16 protein-coding genes are annotated in these 18,364 nt (G+C 71.9%); all 16 read right to left on the reverse strand.

The window, feature by feature from the left end:
* Positions 1-79: 79 nt before the first annotated feature.
* Positions 80-1,900 (reverse strand): hypothetical protein, encoded by a 1,821-nt coding sequence (locus VFR90_RS00900; protein WP_326404022.1) that lies wholly within the window; start codon positions 1,898-1,900, stop codon positions 80-82.
* A 10-nt stretch (positions 1,901-1,910) separates the two neighbouring features.
* Complete coding sequence (locus tag VFR90_RS00905; RefSeq protein WP_326404023.1) at positions 1,911-3,731, reverse strand: ABC transporter transmembrane domain-containing protein; 1,821 nt, start codon at positions 3,729-3,731, stop codon at positions 1,911-1,913.
* Positions 3,700-4,497 (reverse strand): DUF707 domain-containing protein, encoded by a 798-nt coding sequence (locus tag VFR90_RS00910; protein WP_326404024.1) that lies wholly within the window; start codon positions 4,495-4,497, stop codon positions 3,700-3,702. The genes VFR90_RS00905 and VFR90_RS00910 overlap by 32 nt, the downstream gene beginning before the upstream one ends.
* The gene (locus VFR90_RS00915; protein ID WP_326404025.1) at positions 4,494-5,294 is read right to left on the reverse strand and encodes a glycosyltransferase family 25 protein; all 801 of its coding nucleotides are present in this window, start codon (positions 5,292-5,294) and stop codon (positions 4,494-4,496) included. Before VFR90_RS00915 ends, VFR90_RS00910 begins: the two co-directional genes overlap by 4 nt.
* A gap of 92 nt (positions 5,295-5,386) precedes the next feature.
* Complete coding sequence (locus VFR90_RS00920; protein WP_326404026.1) at positions 5,387-5,548, reverse strand: hypothetical protein; 162 nt, start codon at positions 5,546-5,548, stop codon at positions 5,387-5,389.
* 83 nt (positions 5,549-5,631) lie between these two features.
* Positions 5,632-6,456, reverse strand: a complete 825-nt coding sequence (puhE, locus tag VFR90_RS00925) for a putative photosynthetic complex assembly protein PuhE (RefSeq protein WP_326404027.1) — start codon at positions 6,454-6,456, stop codon at positions 5,632-5,634.
* A 21-nt stretch (positions 6,457-6,477) separates the two neighbouring features.
* Positions 6,478-7,557 (reverse strand): magnesium-protoporphyrin IX monomethyl ester (oxidative) cyclase, encoded by a 1,080-nt coding sequence (gene acsF, locus VFR90_RS00930; protein ID WP_326404028.1) that lies wholly within the window; start codon positions 7,555-7,557, stop codon positions 6,478-6,480.
* Positions 7,554-7,928 carry an O2-dependent cyclase accessory protein gene (locus tag VFR90_RS00935; RefSeq protein WP_326404029.1) on the reverse strand — a complete coding sequence of 125 codons (375 nt, stop codon included), beginning with the start codon at positions 7,926-7,928 and terminating at the stop codon, positions 7,554-7,556. Before VFR90_RS00935 ends, acsF begins: the two co-directional genes overlap by 4 nt.
* Positions 7,925-8,380 carry a photosynthetic complex assembly protein PuhC gene (puhC, locus tag VFR90_RS00940; protein WP_326404030.1) on the reverse strand — a complete coding sequence of 152 codons (456 nt, stop codon included), beginning with the start codon at positions 8,378-8,380 and terminating at the stop codon, positions 7,925-7,927. Before puhC ends, VFR90_RS00935 begins: the two co-directional genes overlap by 4 nt.
* Positions 8,381-8,408: 28 nt before the next feature.
* A complete protein-coding gene (puhB, locus tag VFR90_RS00945) occupies positions 8,409-9,101 on the reverse strand; it encodes a photosynthetic complex putative assembly protein PuhB (RefSeq protein ID WP_326404031.1) in 693 nt (230 codons plus the stop codon).
* A gap of 19 nt (positions 9,102-9,120) precedes the next feature.
* Complete coding sequence (puhA, locus tag VFR90_RS00950) at positions 9,121-9,894, reverse strand: photosynthetic reaction center subunit H (protein ID WP_326404032.1); 774 nt, start codon at positions 9,892-9,894, stop codon at positions 9,121-9,123.
* Positions 9,895-9,937: 43 nt separating this feature from the next.
* A complete protein-coding gene (locus tag VFR90_RS00955; RefSeq protein WP_326404034.1) occupies positions 9,938-11,392 on the reverse strand; it encodes a BCD family MFS transporter in 1,455 nt (484 codons plus the stop codon).
* Positions 11,389-12,120, reverse strand: coding sequence for a magnesium protoporphyrin IX methyltransferase (gene bchM / locus VFR90_RS00960; protein WP_326404035.1), 732 nt, complete (start codon positions 12,118-12,120; stop codon positions 11,389-11,391). Before bchM ends, VFR90_RS00955 begins: the two co-directional genes overlap by 4 nt.
* Entirely contained in the window at positions 12,113-13,039 is a 927-nt protein-coding gene (bchL, locus tag VFR90_RS00965; protein WP_326404036.1) for a ferredoxin:protochlorophyllide reductase (ATP-dependent) iron-sulfur ATP-binding protein, read from the reverse strand. The genes bchM and bchL overlap by 8 nt, the downstream gene beginning before the upstream one ends.
* On the reverse strand, positions 13,036-16,764 hold the full coding sequence (locus VFR90_RS00970) for a magnesium chelatase subunit H (RefSeq protein ID WP_326404037.1): 3,729 nt from the start codon (positions 16,762-16,764) through the stop codon (positions 13,036-13,038). The genes bchL and VFR90_RS00970 overlap by 4 nt, the downstream gene beginning before the upstream one ends.
* On the reverse strand, positions 16,736-18,364 hold the full coding sequence (gene bchB / locus VFR90_RS00975; protein WP_326404039.1) for a ferredoxin:protochlorophyllide reductase (ATP-dependent) subunit B: 1,629 nt from the start codon (positions 18,362-18,364) through the stop codon (positions 16,736-16,738). Before bchB ends, VFR90_RS00970 begins: the two co-directional genes overlap by 29 nt.

Raw genomic sequence — 18,364 nt, forward strand, 5'->3', positions numbered from 1 at the left:
ACGGGCTCATTGGCGTCGGCTCGGCAACGAAGACGCAACGGCCCGGTCGGGCAAGGCGCATGCCGCGCCGGGGCGCGCCTCAGCCGTCCGCGACCGACACCGCTGCCTCGGGCTGCGTCGCGGGCGCCGGCGCCCGCGACGGCGCGGGCCGGTAGGTGCGGCGCCAGAACGCCGCGGTGCTCATCTCGGTGACGCCGCGCTCGTAGGCCTGCTGCAGCGGCCCGAGCCGGCGCCGGAACGCGAACCAGGTGGCCACGAAGGCGCGCAGCTCGGCGAAGAAGCGCTTGCGGTCGAAGTGGGCGAGGTAGCCGGTGCCGCTGCCGGCGTGTTCGTAAAGCACGTGCCGGTAACGGAACACCGCGCTCGCGCGGCCGTGGAAGCTCTTGTCGAGCACGGTGGTGCGGTCCATCAGCAGCGCACGCGGCAGCACGAAGCCCTGCAGCGTCAGCGCACGCGCCAGCCGGCGCAGCGGCGACTCCTCGCGCCGGCGTGCCGGCCGCAGGCCGCGCTGCCCGTGGTCGAGCGGCGCGAGCTTCTCGCGCGGCAGCCAGGCGCCGATCTCGGCGCGCACCGCATGCAGATCGAGGTGCTCGCGGAAGAAGTCGGGGCCCTGCATCACGTGCCGCAGGGCGAGCGTCACCGCGCGCGCGCTGCTGTAGTGGTAACTGGTCAGCGCCTTGAGGAACAGCCGGGTCGCGACCCAGCGCACCCGCGACGCCGCGCCCGCGCGATCGAGCAACGCGAGCACCAGGTGGTAGCGCGCGTCGAGGTAGGCGGTCAGCGGGCTGTGCTTGACGCCGAAGTCCTCGCCGAAGCAGCCGACGCCGTTGAGCGTCGCGATCGTGAAGCGGTTCGCCAAGCCGAACTGGATGTCGTCGCCGCGCACGAAGAAGGGGAAGGGGAAGTGGCGCACCTCGCGCAGCGGGAAGGCGAAGAACCACCAGGCGCCGTAGTCGGGCGCCGCGCTCGCGCGTTCGGCCCGCAGCAGGTCTTCGACGCGGCGCATGTCGAGGCCAGGGGAGATCGGGCGCACCTGATGGTCGAAGCGCGCGCCCTTCTCCAGCAGGTGCCAGGGCGCGGCCTCGCGCAGCAGCGAGCCGGCGACCGCCTGCTTCGGATCGCGCGCGTGCTCCAGCAGCGCGAAGCTGCGCGCGATCGACTCGCTCTCGCAGGAGGCGTCGTCGTCCATGAACAGCGCGTGGCTGTGCTGGCCGCCGTCGATCAGCTCGAGCAGGCCGCGCGCGAAGCCGCCGGTGCCGCCGAAGTTGCGGTTCGTGATCACCGTGGTGCCGGGCTGCGACACCGCCGGCAGATTGCGCGAGTTGTCCACCACGGTCAGCGTGACGCGGCCCTGCAGGTCCGGCCGCGCGAGCACCTGGCGGCCGATGCGCTCGATCGCCGGCATCACCTGCGCGACGCGGTCGAAGTGCGTGATCACGAGGCCCAGCCGCACCGCGTTCGGCGGCTCGTCGTCGGTGACGTAGCGGGCCGCGTCGAGCACGCCGGCCTCGAGCGAGCGCAGCCGGGCGAACAGCAGCCCGTCATGCAGCGTCGCGAAGGCCGGAAGCTCGATGCGATGCGCCCGGCCCGGCTCGAGCCTCACCGCCTGTTCGGCGAGCCATGCCGAGGCCTGGCCGAGCCGGTGCAACCCGAAGCTCACCACGAACGAGCCTTCGCCTTCGAGCTCCATCGCGAGGCTGCGCACCGCGCAAAGCCGGCGCCAGACGCCGACCGTCAGGCCGTTGTAGAAGGTGTCGGTCGAGGCGACGCCGCCGCGCTCGAACAGCAGCCTCGGCGTGCCGAGCACCGCCCAGGCCCGGTCGTTCAGCCGCAGGTACATCGACTCGTCGGCCGCCACTTCGAGGTTGGGCAGCACCAGGCTCTGCAGCGTGTGGCTCATCGCTCGTCCTTCAGTCGATCGCCTGCGCGCGGACCATCGCGGCATAGATGCCGCCGCGGGTCATCAGCTCTTCGTGGCGGCCGCTTTCGACGATGCGGCCTTCGGCCATCACGTGGATCGCGTCGGCATGCCGCACGGTGCTCAGCCGGTGCGCGATCAACAGCAGCGTGCGCTCGCCGCGCCAGCGCTCGATCGCCTGCTGCACCAGCCGTTCCGACTCGCTGTCGAGCGCCGAGGTCGCCTCGTCGAAGACCCAGACGCTCGCATCCTTGTAAAGGGCCCGCGCGATCGCCAGGCGCTGGCGCTGGCCGCCGGAAAGCCGCCCGCCGTTGACGCCGATGGGCGTGGCCAGACCCTCCGGCAGCGTCTGCACGAAGTCCCAGATGTCGGCGGCACGCAGGCAGGCTTCGAGCTTCGCGTCGTCGCGCGGCTGCGCGTAGGCGACGTTGTCGGCCACCGGCGCGTCGAACAGCACGATGTCCTGCGACACCACCGCGAACTGCCGGCGCAGCGCGGCCTTGCGCAGGCTCGCGAGATCGATGCCGTCGAGCCGCACGCAGCCCGAGCGCGGCGCGACGAAGCCGAGCAGCGTTCCGACCAGCGTGCTCTTGCCCGAGCCCGAGGGCCCGACCAGCGCGACGGTGTGGCCGGCCGGGATGTGCAGATCGACCTCGTGCAACGCCGGCCGTTCCGCGCCGGCATAGGCGACGCTCGCCTGCTCGAAGTGCAGCTCGCCGCGGGCGCGGGCCAGCTCGCGCGTGCCGGTGTCGGGCTCGCTCGGCGTGTCGATCAGCGCGAAGCAGGCGCGTGCCTGGATCAGGCCGCCGACGATCGGCTGCGTCACGTCGGTCAGCCTGCGCAGCGGCGCGATCGTCATCAGCAGCGCGGTGAGGAAGGCGACGAACTGGCCGACGGTCGCGCCGCCGTTGCGCGCATCGACCAGCGCGAGCGTGACGATCAGTGCGACGCCGGCGCTCGACACCAGCTGCGTCAGCGGCGTCATCAACGCGCCGGCGGTCACCGACTTCAGCGTCTGGCGGCGCAACTGCTCGGCCTCGGCGCCGAAGCGCCGCCGCTCGAAGGCGTGGGCGTCGAAGCTGCGCACGACGCGCCAGGCGCGCGCGATGTCGTCGACGATGCCGGTCAGGCGCACCTGCGATTCGTAGGAGCGGCTGCCGGCGGCGATCACCCGCCGCTGCACCCGGCGCACGACGAAGCCCAGCACTGGCGCGGTCACCAGCGACACCAGGCTCAGCTGCCAGTTCAGATAGAAGAGGTAGCCGAGCAGCGCGATCAGCGTGACGCCGTCGCGCAGCACCGAGGTCGAGGCGCCCACGAGCGCGGCGGTCGCGTTCTGCGGATCGTTGATCACGCGCGCGGCGGCGACGCCGGGGCTCAGGCTCGCGTAGAGGCTGGCGTCGGCGCGCATCACCGACTCGATCAGGTCGCCCCGCAGCGCGAGCACCGCGCGCGAGGTCGCGCGCGCGAAACCGACGTTGCCGGCGAAGGCGAACAGGCCGCGCAGCCCGAACAGCCCGATCACCGCGACCGGCACCAGCCCGATCGGCCAGGCGGGGCTCGGCTGGAAACCGCGGTCGATCAGCTGCGCGAGCAGCGCCGGCAGCAGCGGCTCGAGCGCGGCCGAGACGAAGAAGGCCAGCATCGACAGCGCGACGAGGCCGCGCTGCGGCCGCAGGTAGCGCAGCAGGCGCCGGCCGGCGGCGCGCAGCGGCGTCTCGCCGTCCATCGCGGCCGCCGCGCCGCCATGGCCGCGATGCACGACGCCGGCGGGCGGGCCGCTAGCGCGCGGCAAGCTGCTTGCGGCGTCCATTGAGTCGCTTGAGCCAGTAGAGCAGCCGCCGGTGCACCGGCAGCGGCAGCGCGGCAACGCGCCGCGTGATCGAGTATTTCGCGACCGCGCGCACCTCGGCCAGGCCGTAGCGCGCGATCAGCCGCGCGGCGTCGGCGCGCGGGTCGAGCTCGCGGTTGCGCCGGTAGAGCTCGCCGCCGGGCGGGCGGGTGTGGCGCACCGGGGTCGCGTCGATCACCGCGATGCCGCTCAGGCCCGCCTGCGCGCACAGGCGCGGCCAGATCCAGTCGAGCCCCCAGCCGCTCGGGCTTTCCTTGAAGCTCGCGCGGCAGGCGCGCAGCGCCGCGCGGCTGAACAGTGGGGCCATCACCTCGATGAAGCCGGTGTGGCGCAGCAGCGCGCGCGGGTCTTGCCGCAAGGTGTGCCAGGTGCAGGGCGAATCGCGCGTCAATGCCGGTTGCGCGAGGCACAGCTCGTGGGCGCGGAAGAAGGCGAACAGCCGGTCGATCGTGCCGGTGTTCGCGCTCAGGTCGTCGTCGGGAAACCAGACGGCGTCGTAGCCGTCGATCCAGTCGTCGTGCTCGTCGAGCAGCGCGGCGATGCCGGGCCATTTGGCGCCGGGGCGGTGCTCGTAGAAGTCCGCATCGGCCTGGTGGCGGCCGGGCGTGTCGCCGTAGTAGCTGATGAACAGATCGAAGTCGCGCCGCGCGTCGGCGATCCACTCGCGATGCAGCGATCCGTCGCCGGCCCGCAGCACCACGAGCTGGCGCGTCGGCCGCTCGATCATGACTGACGCGTCGCCGCGCGGGTGCCGGTGCCTGCTGCCGCGGCGGCCGGCTCGGCACGCCAGCTCGGAGGCCGGCGTGCCTGGCAGGCGCGCGCGTTCGCGATCGAGTAGTCGAGCTGCAGCGCCAGCTTGTGCAGCCGCGCGCCGAGCCCCGGGCGGGCCACCGCGCGGCCGTGGATCGTGGAGTCCCGGCTCGACGCGGCCTCGCGCACCGGATAGGGCTGCACGCCGAACAGGTTCAGCTCGCACTCCCACCAGTGGCGCAGGTCGACGTCGACCGGCCGGCCGACGCGCGCGCGGCGCTTCAGCAGCTTTTCGGCGCCGGCGCGCGAGATCACGTAGCCGCTGGTGCGGCAGGGCACGCGGCGGTACTGGATCAGCGTGTGCTCCCAGGCGAGCGGCCGCTGGGTGTCGATTTTCTCGACCGCGCGACCGGCCAGCTTGACCATGTCCCAGCCGCGCGGCATCTGCGCGATCGCGCTCAGCACGCGCGGCAGTTCGGGTGCGAGCTCGACGTCGTCCTCGAACACGCCGGCGCTCGGCGCACCCGAGGCGAGCAGCCGTCGCCACAGCGCGCGGTGGCTGGCGTAGCAGCCGATCTCGCCGTCGCACAGCGCACGGTGGTATTGCCGGCGGTTCAGCGCCGCGTCGAACAGCGCGTCGCGCTCCGCCGCGGGCAGCTGCGAGCCGTCGCTCGCCTCATGGCGTTCGCACGCGAGGCCCATCGCTTCGAACTGCCGCGCGACGGCCTGCCAGCGCGCCTCGTGCGCCGCGAGATTGATGACGAAGAGTTCCATGGCCCGATCCGTTGACGAGCCGGCTGGGGCAACGCCCGTGCCGCGTCGTGCCGAGCGTTCGTCCAGGCGCGGCGGCAGGCGGTGCGCGACGCTCAACGGCGCATCGGCCGATCGCCGTGCGCTCGTGCATCGGCCGAGTGGTGGTGCTCGCGCTGCGACTTGCGCACCTTCAGGTACTGCCAGATGCCGATGGCGATCGCGACGATCAGGGTCATCGCGAAGAGGTAGGGAATGATGGCGTTGCTGGACTCCATGGCGCGGCTCCGGTGGCGATGGAGAAGTTCGGCAACCGCTGTGCCCAGCGTCGGCGCGGGCGCCGCGCGCGTGCCGCCGAGGATCAGCGGCTCGGCAACTCGACGTTCGCGGCCGGCTCGGCCGTGACGGTCACGGGCTCGCGAGAGCGCAGGCCCCATTGCCAGAGCTTGTCGAACGGCAGCGGCAGCACCAGGAACCAATGCTCGAGGATCGCGAGCGACAGCAGCCCGGCGTTCAGTGCCGCCGCGGTCGCCTCGAACGGCGTGGCCGCCGGCGACAGCGCGGCCTGCCACAGCGGCACCGCGAACAGCGTCGCCGCCGTCACCGACAGCGGGAACAGCGGGTTCATCCAGTGCTGGCGGAAGTAGCTGCCCAGGTACTTCAGGTGCGCGGGCAGGAAGCTTTCGTTCAGGTTGCGCACGCCGAGGAAGATGTTGAGCTTGGCGCTCTGGCGCATCGTCCACAGGATCACGAAGGTCCACCAGCCGGTCTGGTTGGCGCCGCCCGCGGTGGCGGCGAAGACCGCGATGCCGAGCAGCAGCAGCCCCAGCTCGTGGTGCTGCACCGTCTGGAAGGCATGCCAGGCGCGGCGCCCGCCGCGAACGCCGCGCTCGCACGCGCTGCGCCGCGGGCCCGTGACGAAGCCGAGCAGGAAGGCCACCTCCTGCCAGGCCCACACCAGCAGCGCGCAGGTGAAGCCGCAGTAGGCCGAGGCGACCGACGTGTGATCGCGGCTCGCGTACAGGCCGGTCAGCGCGAACAGCAGCATCACGCTCGCGCCGAGCATCGTCCAGCTGAAGGTGGTGCGCCGCAGGCCGACCAGATGCAGGATCACGCCGGTGCTGAACCACCAGGCGAAGACGGTGAAGCCGAGCGCGGCCAGCAGCGTCTGCGCGATGTCGGACATGTCAGGCCCGGGCGGCCGGCTTCACCACGCCGGTGCGAGCCGCATCTGCTCGGGCAGCGCGTGCCGCTGAACCGGCAGCAGGTAGAGCCGGACGAAGGTCGCGCCGGCCGCAAGCCCCAGCGCGAGCCGCTTCGAGGCGCCGACCAAGCCGCCGCGCTCGCGTGCCGCGGCGCTGGCCTCGGCGATGCGGCGCAGGCGTTCGAAACCCGTGCGCAGGCGCGGATCGTCGAGGTTCAGCGTCACCGGGAAGACCTGCTTGGCGATCTCGGTCGTGATGCGGAAGACCTGGAAGTCGTAGTCGCCCGGCGTGACGCCCAGCGCGGCGTGGAATTCGGGCCGCGCGTGGTCGCGCACGTACATCGTCGCGAAGACCGCGAGCAGGAAGAAGCGGATCCACAGCAGGTTGCGCCCGCGCAGCAGTTCGGGGTGCGCGCGCATCAGCAGCGCGAAGGCTTCGCCGTGCCGGAATTCGTCGTTGCACCAGCGCTCGAACCACTTGAAGATCGGATGGAAGCGCAGCTCGGGATGCCGGTCGGTCTGGCGGTAGATGGTGATGTAGCGCGCGTAGCCGATCTTCTCGGACAGGTAGGTCGCATAGAAGATGAACTTCGGCTTGAAGAAGGTGTACTTCTTCGCCCGCGCGAGGAAGCCGAGGTCGACGCCGATGCCGAAGTCCTTCAGCCACTGGTTGATGAAGCCGGCGTGGCGGCTCTCGTCGCGCGCCATGTAGCCGAACAGCGCGCGCATGTCGGGGTTGGTCACGCGCTTCTTGATCTCGGCATAGAGCACGCAGCCGGAGAACTCGCTGGTGACCGAGCTGATGAGGAAGTCGACGAACTCCTGGTACAGGCCCTCGGGCAACTTCGAGTAGTCCTGCTCCAGCATGTCGGGCGGGCGCTGGAAGTGCTCGCGGTTGGTGTCGGCCTCGAACTCGGCCATCAGCGCGTCCCACTGCGGACGGATCGCCTCGATGTTCAGGCGGTCCATCGCGTCGAAGTCGGTCGTGTAGAAGCGCGGGTTGAGGACGGTGTCCTCCTGCGCGCGCTGCGTCGCTTCGTTCGGCGCGCGCTCCGGCGTCGCGGCAAGGGTGGCGGTGGTCATGACGGGCTCCTCGAAGACGAAGACGGGCGTGGGCTGCGCGCCGGGAAGCGCTGGGAGGTGAAGCTCACCTCGTAGAGCAGGCCGAGCTCGAAGCGCGCGGCGATGCGCGTCCACAGCCGGCCGAGCCAGCTCGCGCGCGAGACGGTCGCGCTTGCCGCGACCACGCGCCGGCTGCCCCAGGCGATCTGCGTCGGCGCGCCGTGCACCAGCACCTCGTCGCCCGGGCCGACCTCACAGCCTTCGAGCACCACGTGGGCATGGCAGTCGTCGGCGGTGTGGGCCAGCTCGATCGAGCACGGCACCTGCTCGCGCCGGCCGCGCGAAGGCAGGCGCGGCGGCGCGGCGATCGAAGCGGCGCCGGGGCGGTTCATCGACGCGCTCCGTCGCGGGCTTCGAGCAGCAGCGCGAACTGGGCCGCGTTGACCGGCCCGAACGATTCCAGATCGACCAGCCGGCCGGTCGCCGGATCCTTCAGCGTCAGCCGGCCGTCGGCGCGCGCGATCAGCTCGAAGGCCGGCTGCGGCCCGAAGCCGGCGCGCTGGCGCTCGCGTGCGAGCCCGCGCAGCACGCCGCGCACGAAGCCGTGCTCGCCGACGTAGCGGTGGATCAGGCGCTCGCTGCGCGCATCGGTCACCGCGATGCTGCCGTCGGCGGCGTCGGCGAAGCGCAGCTCGCGCGTCGCGACCGCCGGTGCGTCGGGGCTGCGGATGTCGGTGCCCGACCAGCGCACCGCCGCGGTTGCCGCGAGGCTCACCAGCAGCATCGCCGCGATCAGGTCGCCCAGCCCGAAGGGCCGGCCGAAGCGGGGCAGGCGCAGCAGCATCGTTGGTCCTCGGTGCGTCGGTGGTGCGTCAGTGCGCCGCGAGGCCGCGTACCGGGCGCAGCGCAGCAGCGGCGCTCGGTGCGGCCGGAGCCTGCGCCTGCAGGTCGACGGCGCGCCCGTGCACCCGGCCCCAGGCCTCGCCGACCAGCGCGGCGACGCGCTGCGCGTCGGGCACCGAGATCAGCATCGGCTCGGGCCTCGCCAGCCGCCACGCGCGGACATGCGGCCACAGGTGCAGATAAGCGATCTTGTCGGGCGCGGCGAGCACGAGCGGCAGGTGGCCGCTGCCGTCGGCATGCAGCTTGAGCGCGGCCGACTCGATGCGCGCGAGCGGCAGGTTGAAGCTCACGCTCAGCACGATGCCCACCCGCAGCACGATGCGCCGGTCGGTCAGCGTGTAGGCGGTGGTGCGCGCGGTGAGCCAGGCGATGCCCGCGACCAGGGCGAGCCCGAGCGCCGCCAGCCCCGCGAAGCGCGCGATGCTCGCGATCGACTCGGCCGCCGAGGCGCCGCCTTGCCAGTCGACGACGCCGCGCAGCAGCAGCATCGCCGCGAAGTAGGCGGCGAGCTTGCGCAGGTGGAACACGTGGCGCGCGACGCTTGCGAAATCCGGTGCGCCCTGCCACAGCAGCGTCTCGCCCGGCGGCAGCTTCTGCGGCAGGCCCGGGTCCGGCTCGAAGTCGTGCTCCGGGCCGTTGGTGTGGCGGTGACCTTCGCTCATCGGGTGCTCCTGCCGGACGTCAGAGGAGTGACTCGGCGCGGCCCGGCTCGGCGTAGAGCGTGCCGGCGCCGTAGTAGGCGGTGATGCGGTCCTCGTCGAGCGAGGTCACTTCGTCGGGGTGCCGCAGGCGCGGTACGTCAGCGAACTGATGGCCCATCAGCGCGCGCACCGTCACCGCGTCGCGGCCGATCTTCGCGAAGCCCATCGGCAGCAGCACCTGCGGCCCCTTCGCGCCGTTGGCGATGTCGAGCTCGAGGTAGCGCACGATGAACTCGGCGCGATCGAGCCAGATTTCGCGCACGATGCCGCCCACTTCGCCGTCGGCGCCGAGCACCGGCAGGCCGCGCGGGTCGATGTCCTTCGGACTGACCGTCATGCCGGGCGCGCGGCGCAGCGGCACGATCACCGTCGAGCCGTCGGACAGGCGCTCGGGGAAGTCGAGCCGGCGGGTCCAGGCGCCCGGGCCCACGCCCGCGTGCATCGGGTTGCCGATCGGGTCGAGCGGCGCGCCAGGGAAGGCGGCGACCGGCTCAGCCGCCAGTGCCTGCGGGAGCATGTCGCGGTCGTGCGGCGCTTCGCGCGTGCTGCCGTCGGCCATCAAGTAGGTCTTGGTCGGCGGCATGTCGAGCAGGCCGTCGACGTACGCGCGGCCAGGGCGGTCGCTGTGCATCGGGTAGCCCTCGCGCTTGCTCTCGCGCTGCAGCCAGTAGATCAGCCCGAAGAAGAAGATCCAGAACGCATACAGCACGAGCTGCGCGACGTCGATGTAGGAAGTGATCGCTCCAGTGCCCATGGGGGTTCTCCTCTCGTTGCGTGACCGGTGTGTGCGTGGGGGACTAGCCGGGAAAGTCGGCCAGCCCGAACTTGTCGGAAGGCTTCGCGCCCGCGGCGGCCCGGGAGCGCCGCACGAGCGGGCCGAGCACGACGAGCGCGATGAACAGCAGGTACATCTCGCAGTGGTAGACGAAGCTGTAGCCGGTGGCCGGGCTGCGCAGCGCCTCGCCGAGCGCGCCTTGCATGGCGAGCGCGCCGATGCCGTCGCGCACCGCGCCGCCGAGCGCGATCGCGATACCGGCGCAGGCGGCCTGCACCGCGCCCCAGGCTCCGAGCGCCATCCCGTGGAGGCCCTGCGTCTCCAGGCTCATCGCCGCGGTCAGCGTGCCCACCGCGAAGAGCCCGCCGCCGAAGCCGATGAGCGCCGCGCCGACGACGAACAGCACCGCCGAATGCAGCGGCTCCGCGAAGATCACCGCCGAGAACGCGACGACGCCGGCGACGAGACCGAGGGCGGCGAGCCGGTGCGCATCGAGCCCGCGCCCCAGCAGCCGCGCGGCCAGCATGAAGGCAGCCAGCGCGCCGAGCGAGATCGTCGCGGTCAACGTCGTCGTCGCCGACACCGACAGGCGCAGGATCTCGCCGCCATAGGGCTCGAGGATGATGTCCTGCATGCTGAACGCCGCGGTGCCCAGGCCCAGCGCGACGAGGAAGCGCAGCGAGCGCCCGGTGCGCGCGAAGCGGCGCCAGGTGCTGCGGAAGTCGGGGCGCGCGACGGCGGCCGAGGTACGCGACGGGTCGCGTGCCTCCTGCTTCCACATCGCCACCAGGTTCAGCGCAAGCGTCAGCGCGGCCGCGCCCTGCACGACCTGGATCAGCCGGATCTGCGTGAAGTCGGCGAGCAGCAGGCCGAAGACGATGCCGCTGGCGACCATGCCGACCAGCAGCATCACGTACATCAGCGCGACGACGCGCGGGCGCGTCTTCTCGGTGGCGAGGTCGGTGGCCAGCGCGAGGCCGGCGGTCTGCACCGTCTGCATGCCGGCGCCGGTCAGCAGGAAGGCGAGCGCGGCGCTCGCCGGGCCGAGCCAGGCCGGGCCGCGGCTGTCGCCCGACAGCAGGATCAGCGCGAACGGCATGATCGCCAGCCCGCCGAACTGGAGCCAGGTGCCGGCCCAGATGAAGGGCACGCGCTTCCAGCCGAGCACCGAGCGGTGGGTGTCGGAGCGAAAGCCCACCAGCGCGCGGAAGGGCGCGACCACCAGGGGCAGCGCGACCATCGCCGCCACGAGCCAGGCCGCGACGCCGAGCTCCACGATCATCACGCGGTTGAGCGTGCCGATCAGCAGCACCGCGGCCATGCCGACCGAGACCTGGAACAGCGCGAGCCGCAGCAGCCGCCCGAGCGGCAGTTCGGTCGACGCCGCATCGGCGAAGGGCAGGAAGCGCGGCGCGACCTGGGTCCACGTCTGCCACACGTGGCGACGCAGCGTCGGGGTCGCGGCGGCGTGCTTCATCGCCGCACCAGCTCCAGCGCCTGCGAGATGTAGAACCCGCTCGCGACACGCTCGCAGCGGCCCGGCTGCCAGCCCGAAAGCGCGGGTTCGGCGGCGATCAGGCGGCGCAGCCTGGCTTCGCGCACCGGCTCGATCGCGGGCGCCCGGTCGCCGCGCGGGAACAGCTTGCCCAGGCTCATCATCGTGCCGAGCAGCGGCGTGCTCGGCGCGAAGGTGAACAGCAGCGAGCGGGTGCTGCGCGGCGCGATCGAGCCGAGCACGCGCACCGCGTCCTGCGGGCGGTAGTGGATCAGCGAATCCATGCCGACGACGTGATCGAAGTGACCCAGCTCGGGGTCGAGCATGTCGCCGGCGAGGAACTGGACGCTGCCGCCTTGCGGCTCCTCCGGGCGCAAGGCCGCGCGCGAAAGCTCCGGCGGCGTGCGCTCGCGCGCCAGGTTGACCAGCGTCGGCGACAGGTCGATCGCGACGACTTCGGCGCCGCGCCGCGCGGCCTCGATCGCCAGCGCGCCGGTGCCGCAGCCGGCATCGAGGATGCGCCGGCCGCTCAGGTCGTCGGGCAGCCAGGACAGCAGCGTCGCGCGCATGCGGTCGCGCCCGGCGCGCACGGTGGCGCGCACGCCGCTGACCGGGGCGGTCGAGGTCAGCCGGGCCCAGGCCTCGGCGGCCGTGCGATCGAAGTAGTGCTCGATCGCGCGGCGGCGTTCGCGGTAGGAGAGGTCAGTCATAGCCGAGCAGGTCGAAGATCTCGCGGTCCTTCAGCGGCACCGAGGGCAGCGGATCGGAGCCGAGCCACATCGACGCGGCCAGGCGCAGGTACTCCTTCTGCACCGCCTCGATCTCGGGCGTCGCGTCCATCTCGAACAGCGTGCACTTCTTCAGGCGGCTGCGGCGGATCGCGTCGAGGTCCGGCAGGTGCGCCGCGAGCTTGAGGCCGGTGCGCTCGTTGTAGCGGTCGATCTGGTCGGTCGCGGCGCTGCGGTTGGCGATCACGCCGCCGAGCCGAACGTTGTAGTTCTTCGCTTTCGCGCCGATCGCCTGAACGATGCGGTTCATCGCGAAGATCGAGTCGAAGTCGTTGGCGGTGACGATCATGGCGCGGTCGGCATGCTGCAGCGGTGCCGCGAAGCCGCCGCACACCACGTCGCCGAGCACGTCGAAGATGACGACGTCGGTGTCTTCCAGCAGGTGGTGCTCCTTCAGCAGCTTCACCGTCTGGCCCACCACGTAGCCGCCGCAGCCGGTGCCGGCGGGCGGGCCGCCGGCCTCGACGCACATCACGCCGTTGTAGCCCTCGAAGACGAAGTCCTCGGGGCGCAGTTCCTCGGCGTGGAAGTCGACGGTCTCGAGGATGTCGATCACCGTCGGCAGCATCTTCTTCGTCAGCGTGAAGGTGCTGTCGTGCTTCGGGTCGCAGCCGATCTGCAGCACGCGCTTGCCCATCTTGCTGAAGGCCGCGGAGAGGTTGGAACTCGTCGTGCTCTTGCCGATGCCGCCCTTGCCGTAGATCGCGAAGACCTTGGCGGTGCCGATCTTCACCTTCGGGTCCAGCTGCACCTGCAGGCTGCCTTCGCCGTCCTCGCGGGGATTCGCTCGCGGCGCGGGACCGCGGCCGATCTTCTCGATCGGGATCGCAACTTCACTCATGCTGTGGCTCCTTCGAAGACACCTTCGAGGCGGTCTTCCAGTTCGTCGGATGCATTGCGCAACGCCGCGAGCGTCGCGTCGTCGGGCTGCCAGTACTTGCGCTGCGAGGCTTCGAGCAGCCGCTGCGCCACCTTCACCGACGCCGTCGGGTTGAGCTTCGCGAGCCGATCGCGCATCTGCGCGTCGAGCATGAAGGTGTCGGTGATCTGCTTGTAGACCCAGGGCGCGACCTGACCGGTGGTGGCCGACCAGCCCATGGTGTTCGTCACGTGCACCTCGATCTGCCGCACGCCTTCGTAGCCGTGGGCCAGCATGCCCTCGTACCACTTCGGGTTGAGCATGCGGGTGCGCGTCTCGAGCGCCACCTGCTCGGCCAGCGTGCGCACGGTGCCGCCTTCGTTGCCGTTGCGCGTCGCGTCGCCGATGTAGACGGCGAGCTGCGCATCGCGGCCCTGCTCGCGCTGCGCACGACCCACCGCCTTGCTGATGCCGCCCAGCGTGTCGAAGTAGGTGTCGATCGTCGTGACGCCGAGCTCGACCGAATCGAGGTTCTGGCAGGCGACCTGCACGCCGGCAAGGACCGTGTTGAGCAGCTTCGGCTGCGCGAGCGGCCGGCCGCTGACGCCGTAGGCGAAGCCCTTGCGCCGCGTGTAGGTCTCGGCGAGCTCGTCGTCCTCGGACCACGCGCCGCTGTCGACGAGGTGGTTCACGTTCGCGCCATAGGCGCCCTCGGCGTTGCCGAACACGCGCAGCGCGGCGCACTCGATGTCGCCGCCGTGCTCGCGCTGGTAGGCGAGCGCGTGCTTGCGCACGAAGTTCAGGTGCTCGGGCTCGTCGGCCTGCGCCGCGAGCAGACAGGCCTCGGCAAGCAGCTTGATCTGCAGCGGCATCAGGTCGCGGAAGATGCCCGAGAGCGTCATCACCACGTCGATGCGCGGCCGGCCAAGTTCGGCCAGCGGCACGAGCGTCGCGCCGGCGAGCCGGCCGTAGCTGTCGAAGCGCGGCAGCGCGCCGAGCAGCGCAAGCGCCTGCGCCAAGGGCGCGCCTTCGGTCTTCAGGTTGTCGGTGCCCCACAGCACGAGCGCGACGGTCTCGGGCAGCGCATGGCCGTCGGCCGCGTGACGCTCCAGCAGCTTCGCGGCCTGGCGCGCGCCGTCGCGCAGCGCGTAGGCGCTGGGGATGCGGAAGGGGTCGAAGCCGTGCAGGTTGCGCCCGGTCGGCAACACGGCGGGCGTGCGGATCAGGTCGCCGCCGGGGGCCGGGCGCATGTAGCGGCCGTCGAGCGCGTGGACGATGCCGTCGAGCTCGCTGTCGGCGGCGAGTTGCCGGGCGACGGTCGCGAGTTCGCGCAGCCGCGTGAGCCGGGCTTCGTCGTGGCCTTCGATCGGGCGACCGGCCACGACCGCGTCGATCGTTGCCGCGTCGATGCCGCGATCGACCTCGCTGGCCGGATCGAGCATCGCGCTCAGCATGTCGGCCCGTTGCGCGGCGCTCGGCACGCGGCCGACGACGTGCAGGCCGTGCGGGATCAGCGCGTGTTCGAGTTCGGCGACCTGCGACACCAACTGGGCCGGCGGCGCCGCGCGCAGCTCGAGCTCCGCCGCCTGCGTCGCGATCAGCGCTTCGAGGTCGGCGCGCTCGCCGTGCGCCTGCGGCTCCAGAGTGCGCCAGCGCTCGAGCGACGCCTTCAGATCGACGAGCCCGCGGTACAGCCCGGCCTGGGCGACCGGCGGCGTCAGGTAGCTGATCAGCGTCGCGCCCGCGCGGCGCTTGGCGATCGTGCCTTCGCTCGGGTTGTTCGAGGCGTAGAGGTAGAAGTTGGGCAGGTCGGCGATCAGGCGGTCGGGCCAGCAGTCGCCGCTCAGGCCGGTCTGCTTGCCGGGCATGAACTCGAGGGCGCCGTGCGTGCCGAAGTGCAGCACCGCGTCGGCCTTGAAGTCTTCGCGCAGCCAGCGGTAGAAGGCGCTGAAGGCATGCGTCGGCGCGAAGCCCCGCTCGAACAGCAGGCGCATCGGATCGCCTTCGTAGCCCATGCCGGGTTGCACGGTGACGACGGCCTGGCCGAACGATGCGCCGAGCACGAAGATCGAACGGCCGTCGCTCAGCAGCCGGCCCGGCGCCGGGCCCCATTGCGCTTCGATCTCGCGCAGGTGCTTTTCGCGGCGCACGTGGTCGTCGGTGGCGATCCTCGCGAGCACGTTCGCGTCGGCGCCCAGCTTCTCGGCGTTGCCGTGCAGCACCGTGCAGCGCAGGGCGTCGACGCTTTCCGGCAGGTCGATCGCATAGCCCTCGGCGCGCAGCCGTTCGAGCGTCGCGTACAGGCTCTCGAACACCGCGAGGTGCGCGGCGGTACCGGTGTTGCCGGCGTTCGGCGGGAAGTTGAAGACGACCAGCGCGATCTTGCGGTCGGCGCGCGGGCGCTGCCGCAGCGCGACGAGCTTCGCGGTGCGCGCGGCCAGCATCGCGGTGCGCTCGCTGCACATCTGCATGTCCGGCGTGCCGTCGCCGGCGCGGCCGGCGTAGACCATCGGGCAGGTCGCGCCGTCCAGCTCGGGGATCGCGACCATGATCGTGCTCTCTACCGGCAGCAGCCCGCGCTCGCTGCCCCGCCAGGCGGCGAGCGTCTGGAACTCGAGCGGATGCGCGGCGAGGTAGGGCACGTCCAGCTTCGCGAGCACTTCCTCGGCCGCGTGCGCGTCGTTGTAGGCCGGCCCGCCGACGAGCGAGAACCCGGTCAGCGACACCACCGCGTCGACGCTGGCCTTGCCGTCGTTCAAGAAGAACCGCTCGATCGCCGGCCGCGCGTCGAGCCCCGCGGCGAAGGCCGGCACGACCTGCAAGCCCTGCACTTCGAGCGCGGCGATCACGCCGTCGTAGTGGCGCGTGTTGCCGGCCAGCAGGTAGGAGCGCAGCAGCAGCAGGCCGATGCGGCCGCGGCGCTGCGCCGGGGGCACGACGGCGGGAAGCTTCGTCGCGTCGTCGCCGATGCGCGCCGGCAGGCTCGACGCGAGGCGCGGGTGGTAGACGCCCACCTCGGGGTACTCGACCGGTGCTTGCGACGCGAGCTTGCCGCGCAGCGCGGCGCGCGGCCCGGCCGCATAGCGATCGACCAGGAAGCGGACCATGTTCGCGACGTTGTCCTCCGAGCCGCCGAGCCAGTACTGCAGCGTCAGGAAGTAGGCCCGAACGTCCTGCGCGGTGCCTGGAATGAAGCGCAGCAGCTGCGGCAGCCGGCGCAGCATGCGCATCTGCTGCGCGCCGCCGGACGAGGCCGCCGGCTTGCCGTCCTTGCCTGCACCACCGCGCAGGCGCTTGAGCAGGGCGAGCGGCCCGCTTGCCGGCTTGGCCATGTCGAACTTGCCCATGCGCGTGAGCTTCGCGACCTCGCTCGCCGACATCGCGCAGACCATCGCGTCGCAGTGCTCGCGCCGTGCCTGCAGCGCGGGCAGCACCGGCAGGAAGTGGTCTTCCATGAACAGCATCGTGACGATCACGAGATCCGACACCGCGATGTCCGCGACGCAGCGTTCCAGGGCCTGCGCGTCGGCGCTCCACTCGCTGGCCGCGTGCATCGAGAGCTTCAGGCCCGGCGCCTCGCGTGCGAGCGCGGCACGGGCGCGCTCGGTCGCGCTCGCGAGATGGGTGTCCATCGTGACGATGCACACGCGCATCGGCGTGCCGCCGGCGCGTGCCGCTTCACCGGCCGAAATGCGCTTTGGCGTCATACAAGGTCTCGACGGTGATGGTGGCCACGCCGCGCTCGGCGGCGAAACGCTCGGTGTTGCGGCGGGCCTTGCCGCGCACGAAGAACGGGATCTTCTGCAGCTCCTTCTGCGCATCGGGCGCCCAGTCGGCGAGCGCGATGACGTTGCTCGCGGTCACTGCGGCGCCGGCCTCGACCGGCTCGGCACGCTGCGGCGCGCGATCGGTGCCATGCGGCCTGGCGGCGCCGTGGCCGAGATGCGAAGCCGCGGCGCCGTCGTGGAACTCGAAGTCGTCGCGGAACATGTGCAGCAGGTGCTCTTCGAGCCCCATCACGAGCGGATGCACCCAGGTGTCGAACAGCACGTTGGCGCCTTCGAAACCCATCTGCGGCGAGTAGCGCGCGGGGAAGTCCTGCACGTGCATCGGCGCGGAGATCACCGCGCAGGCGACGCCGAGGCGCTTGGCGATGTGGCGTTCCATCTGCGTGCCGAGCACCAGCTCGGGCTGGAGTTCGGCGACGCGGGCCTCGACGTCGAGGTAGTCGTCGGTGATCAGCGCCTCGCAGTTGTGCAGCTTCGCCGCCTCGCGAACTTCGCGCGCGAACTCACGGCTGTAGGTGCCGAGGCCGACCACCTCGAAGCCGAACTCGTCGCGGGCGACGCGCGCCGCCGCGACCGCATGCGTCGCGTCGCCGAAGACGAACACGCGCTTGCCGGTGAGGTAGGTGGAGTCGACCGAGCGGGCGTACCAGGTGGAGCGCGAGCGGGCCTTCGCTTCGATGCGTTCGAGCGCGGCCTGCGCATCGAGGCCGGCGAGCGTCGCGACTTCGCGGACGAACTCGCGCGTCGCGCCGACGCCGATCGGCACCGTCCTCGTGGCCTTCTGACCGTACTGGCGCGCGAGCCAGGCGGCGGCCTGGTTCGCGACTTCCGGGTAGAGCACGACGTTGAAGTCGGCCTCGCCGAGCCGGGCCAGATCGGCCGGGCTCGCGCCGAGCGGCGCGGTCACGACGATGTCGATGCCGATGGCTTCGAGCAGTTCGCTGATTTCGCGCACGTCGTCGCGGTGACGGAAGCCGAGCGCGGTCGGGCCGAGCAGGTTGCAGCGCGGGCGGCGCGGCGGCTCGGCATGCAGCGTGTCGAAGTGGCCGGCGTGCGCCTCGGCCGGGGCCTCGGCGCGCGGCTTCGCGAGCGCACGCACGAGTTGGTAGAAGGTCTCGGCGGCGCCCCAGTTTTCCTTGCGCTGGTAGGCCGGCAGCTCGAGCGGGACGACGGGCACCGGCAGGTCGAGCGCGCGGGCGAGTCCGCCCGGGTCGTCCTGGATCAGCTCCGCGGTGCAGGAGGCGCCGACGATCATCGCTTCGGGCTTGAAGCGCTCGTAGGCGTCGCGCGCGGTGGTTTTGAAGAGCTCGGCGGTGTCGCCGCCGAGGTCGCGCGCCTGGAAGGTGGTGTAGCTCACCGGCGGGCGGCGCGGCAGCCGCTCGATCATCGTGAACAGCAGGTCGGCGTAGGTGTCGCCCTGCGGCGCATGCAGTACGTAGTGCAGGCCGCGCATCGCGGTGGCGACGCGCATTGCGCCGATGTGCGGCGGGCCTTCGTAGGTCCAGAGCGTCAACTGCAT

The organism is Methylibium sp. (genome assembly GCF_035762065.1).
GTDB lineage: Bacteria > Pseudomonadota > Gammaproteobacteria > Burkholderiales > Burkholderiaceae_C > Methylibium.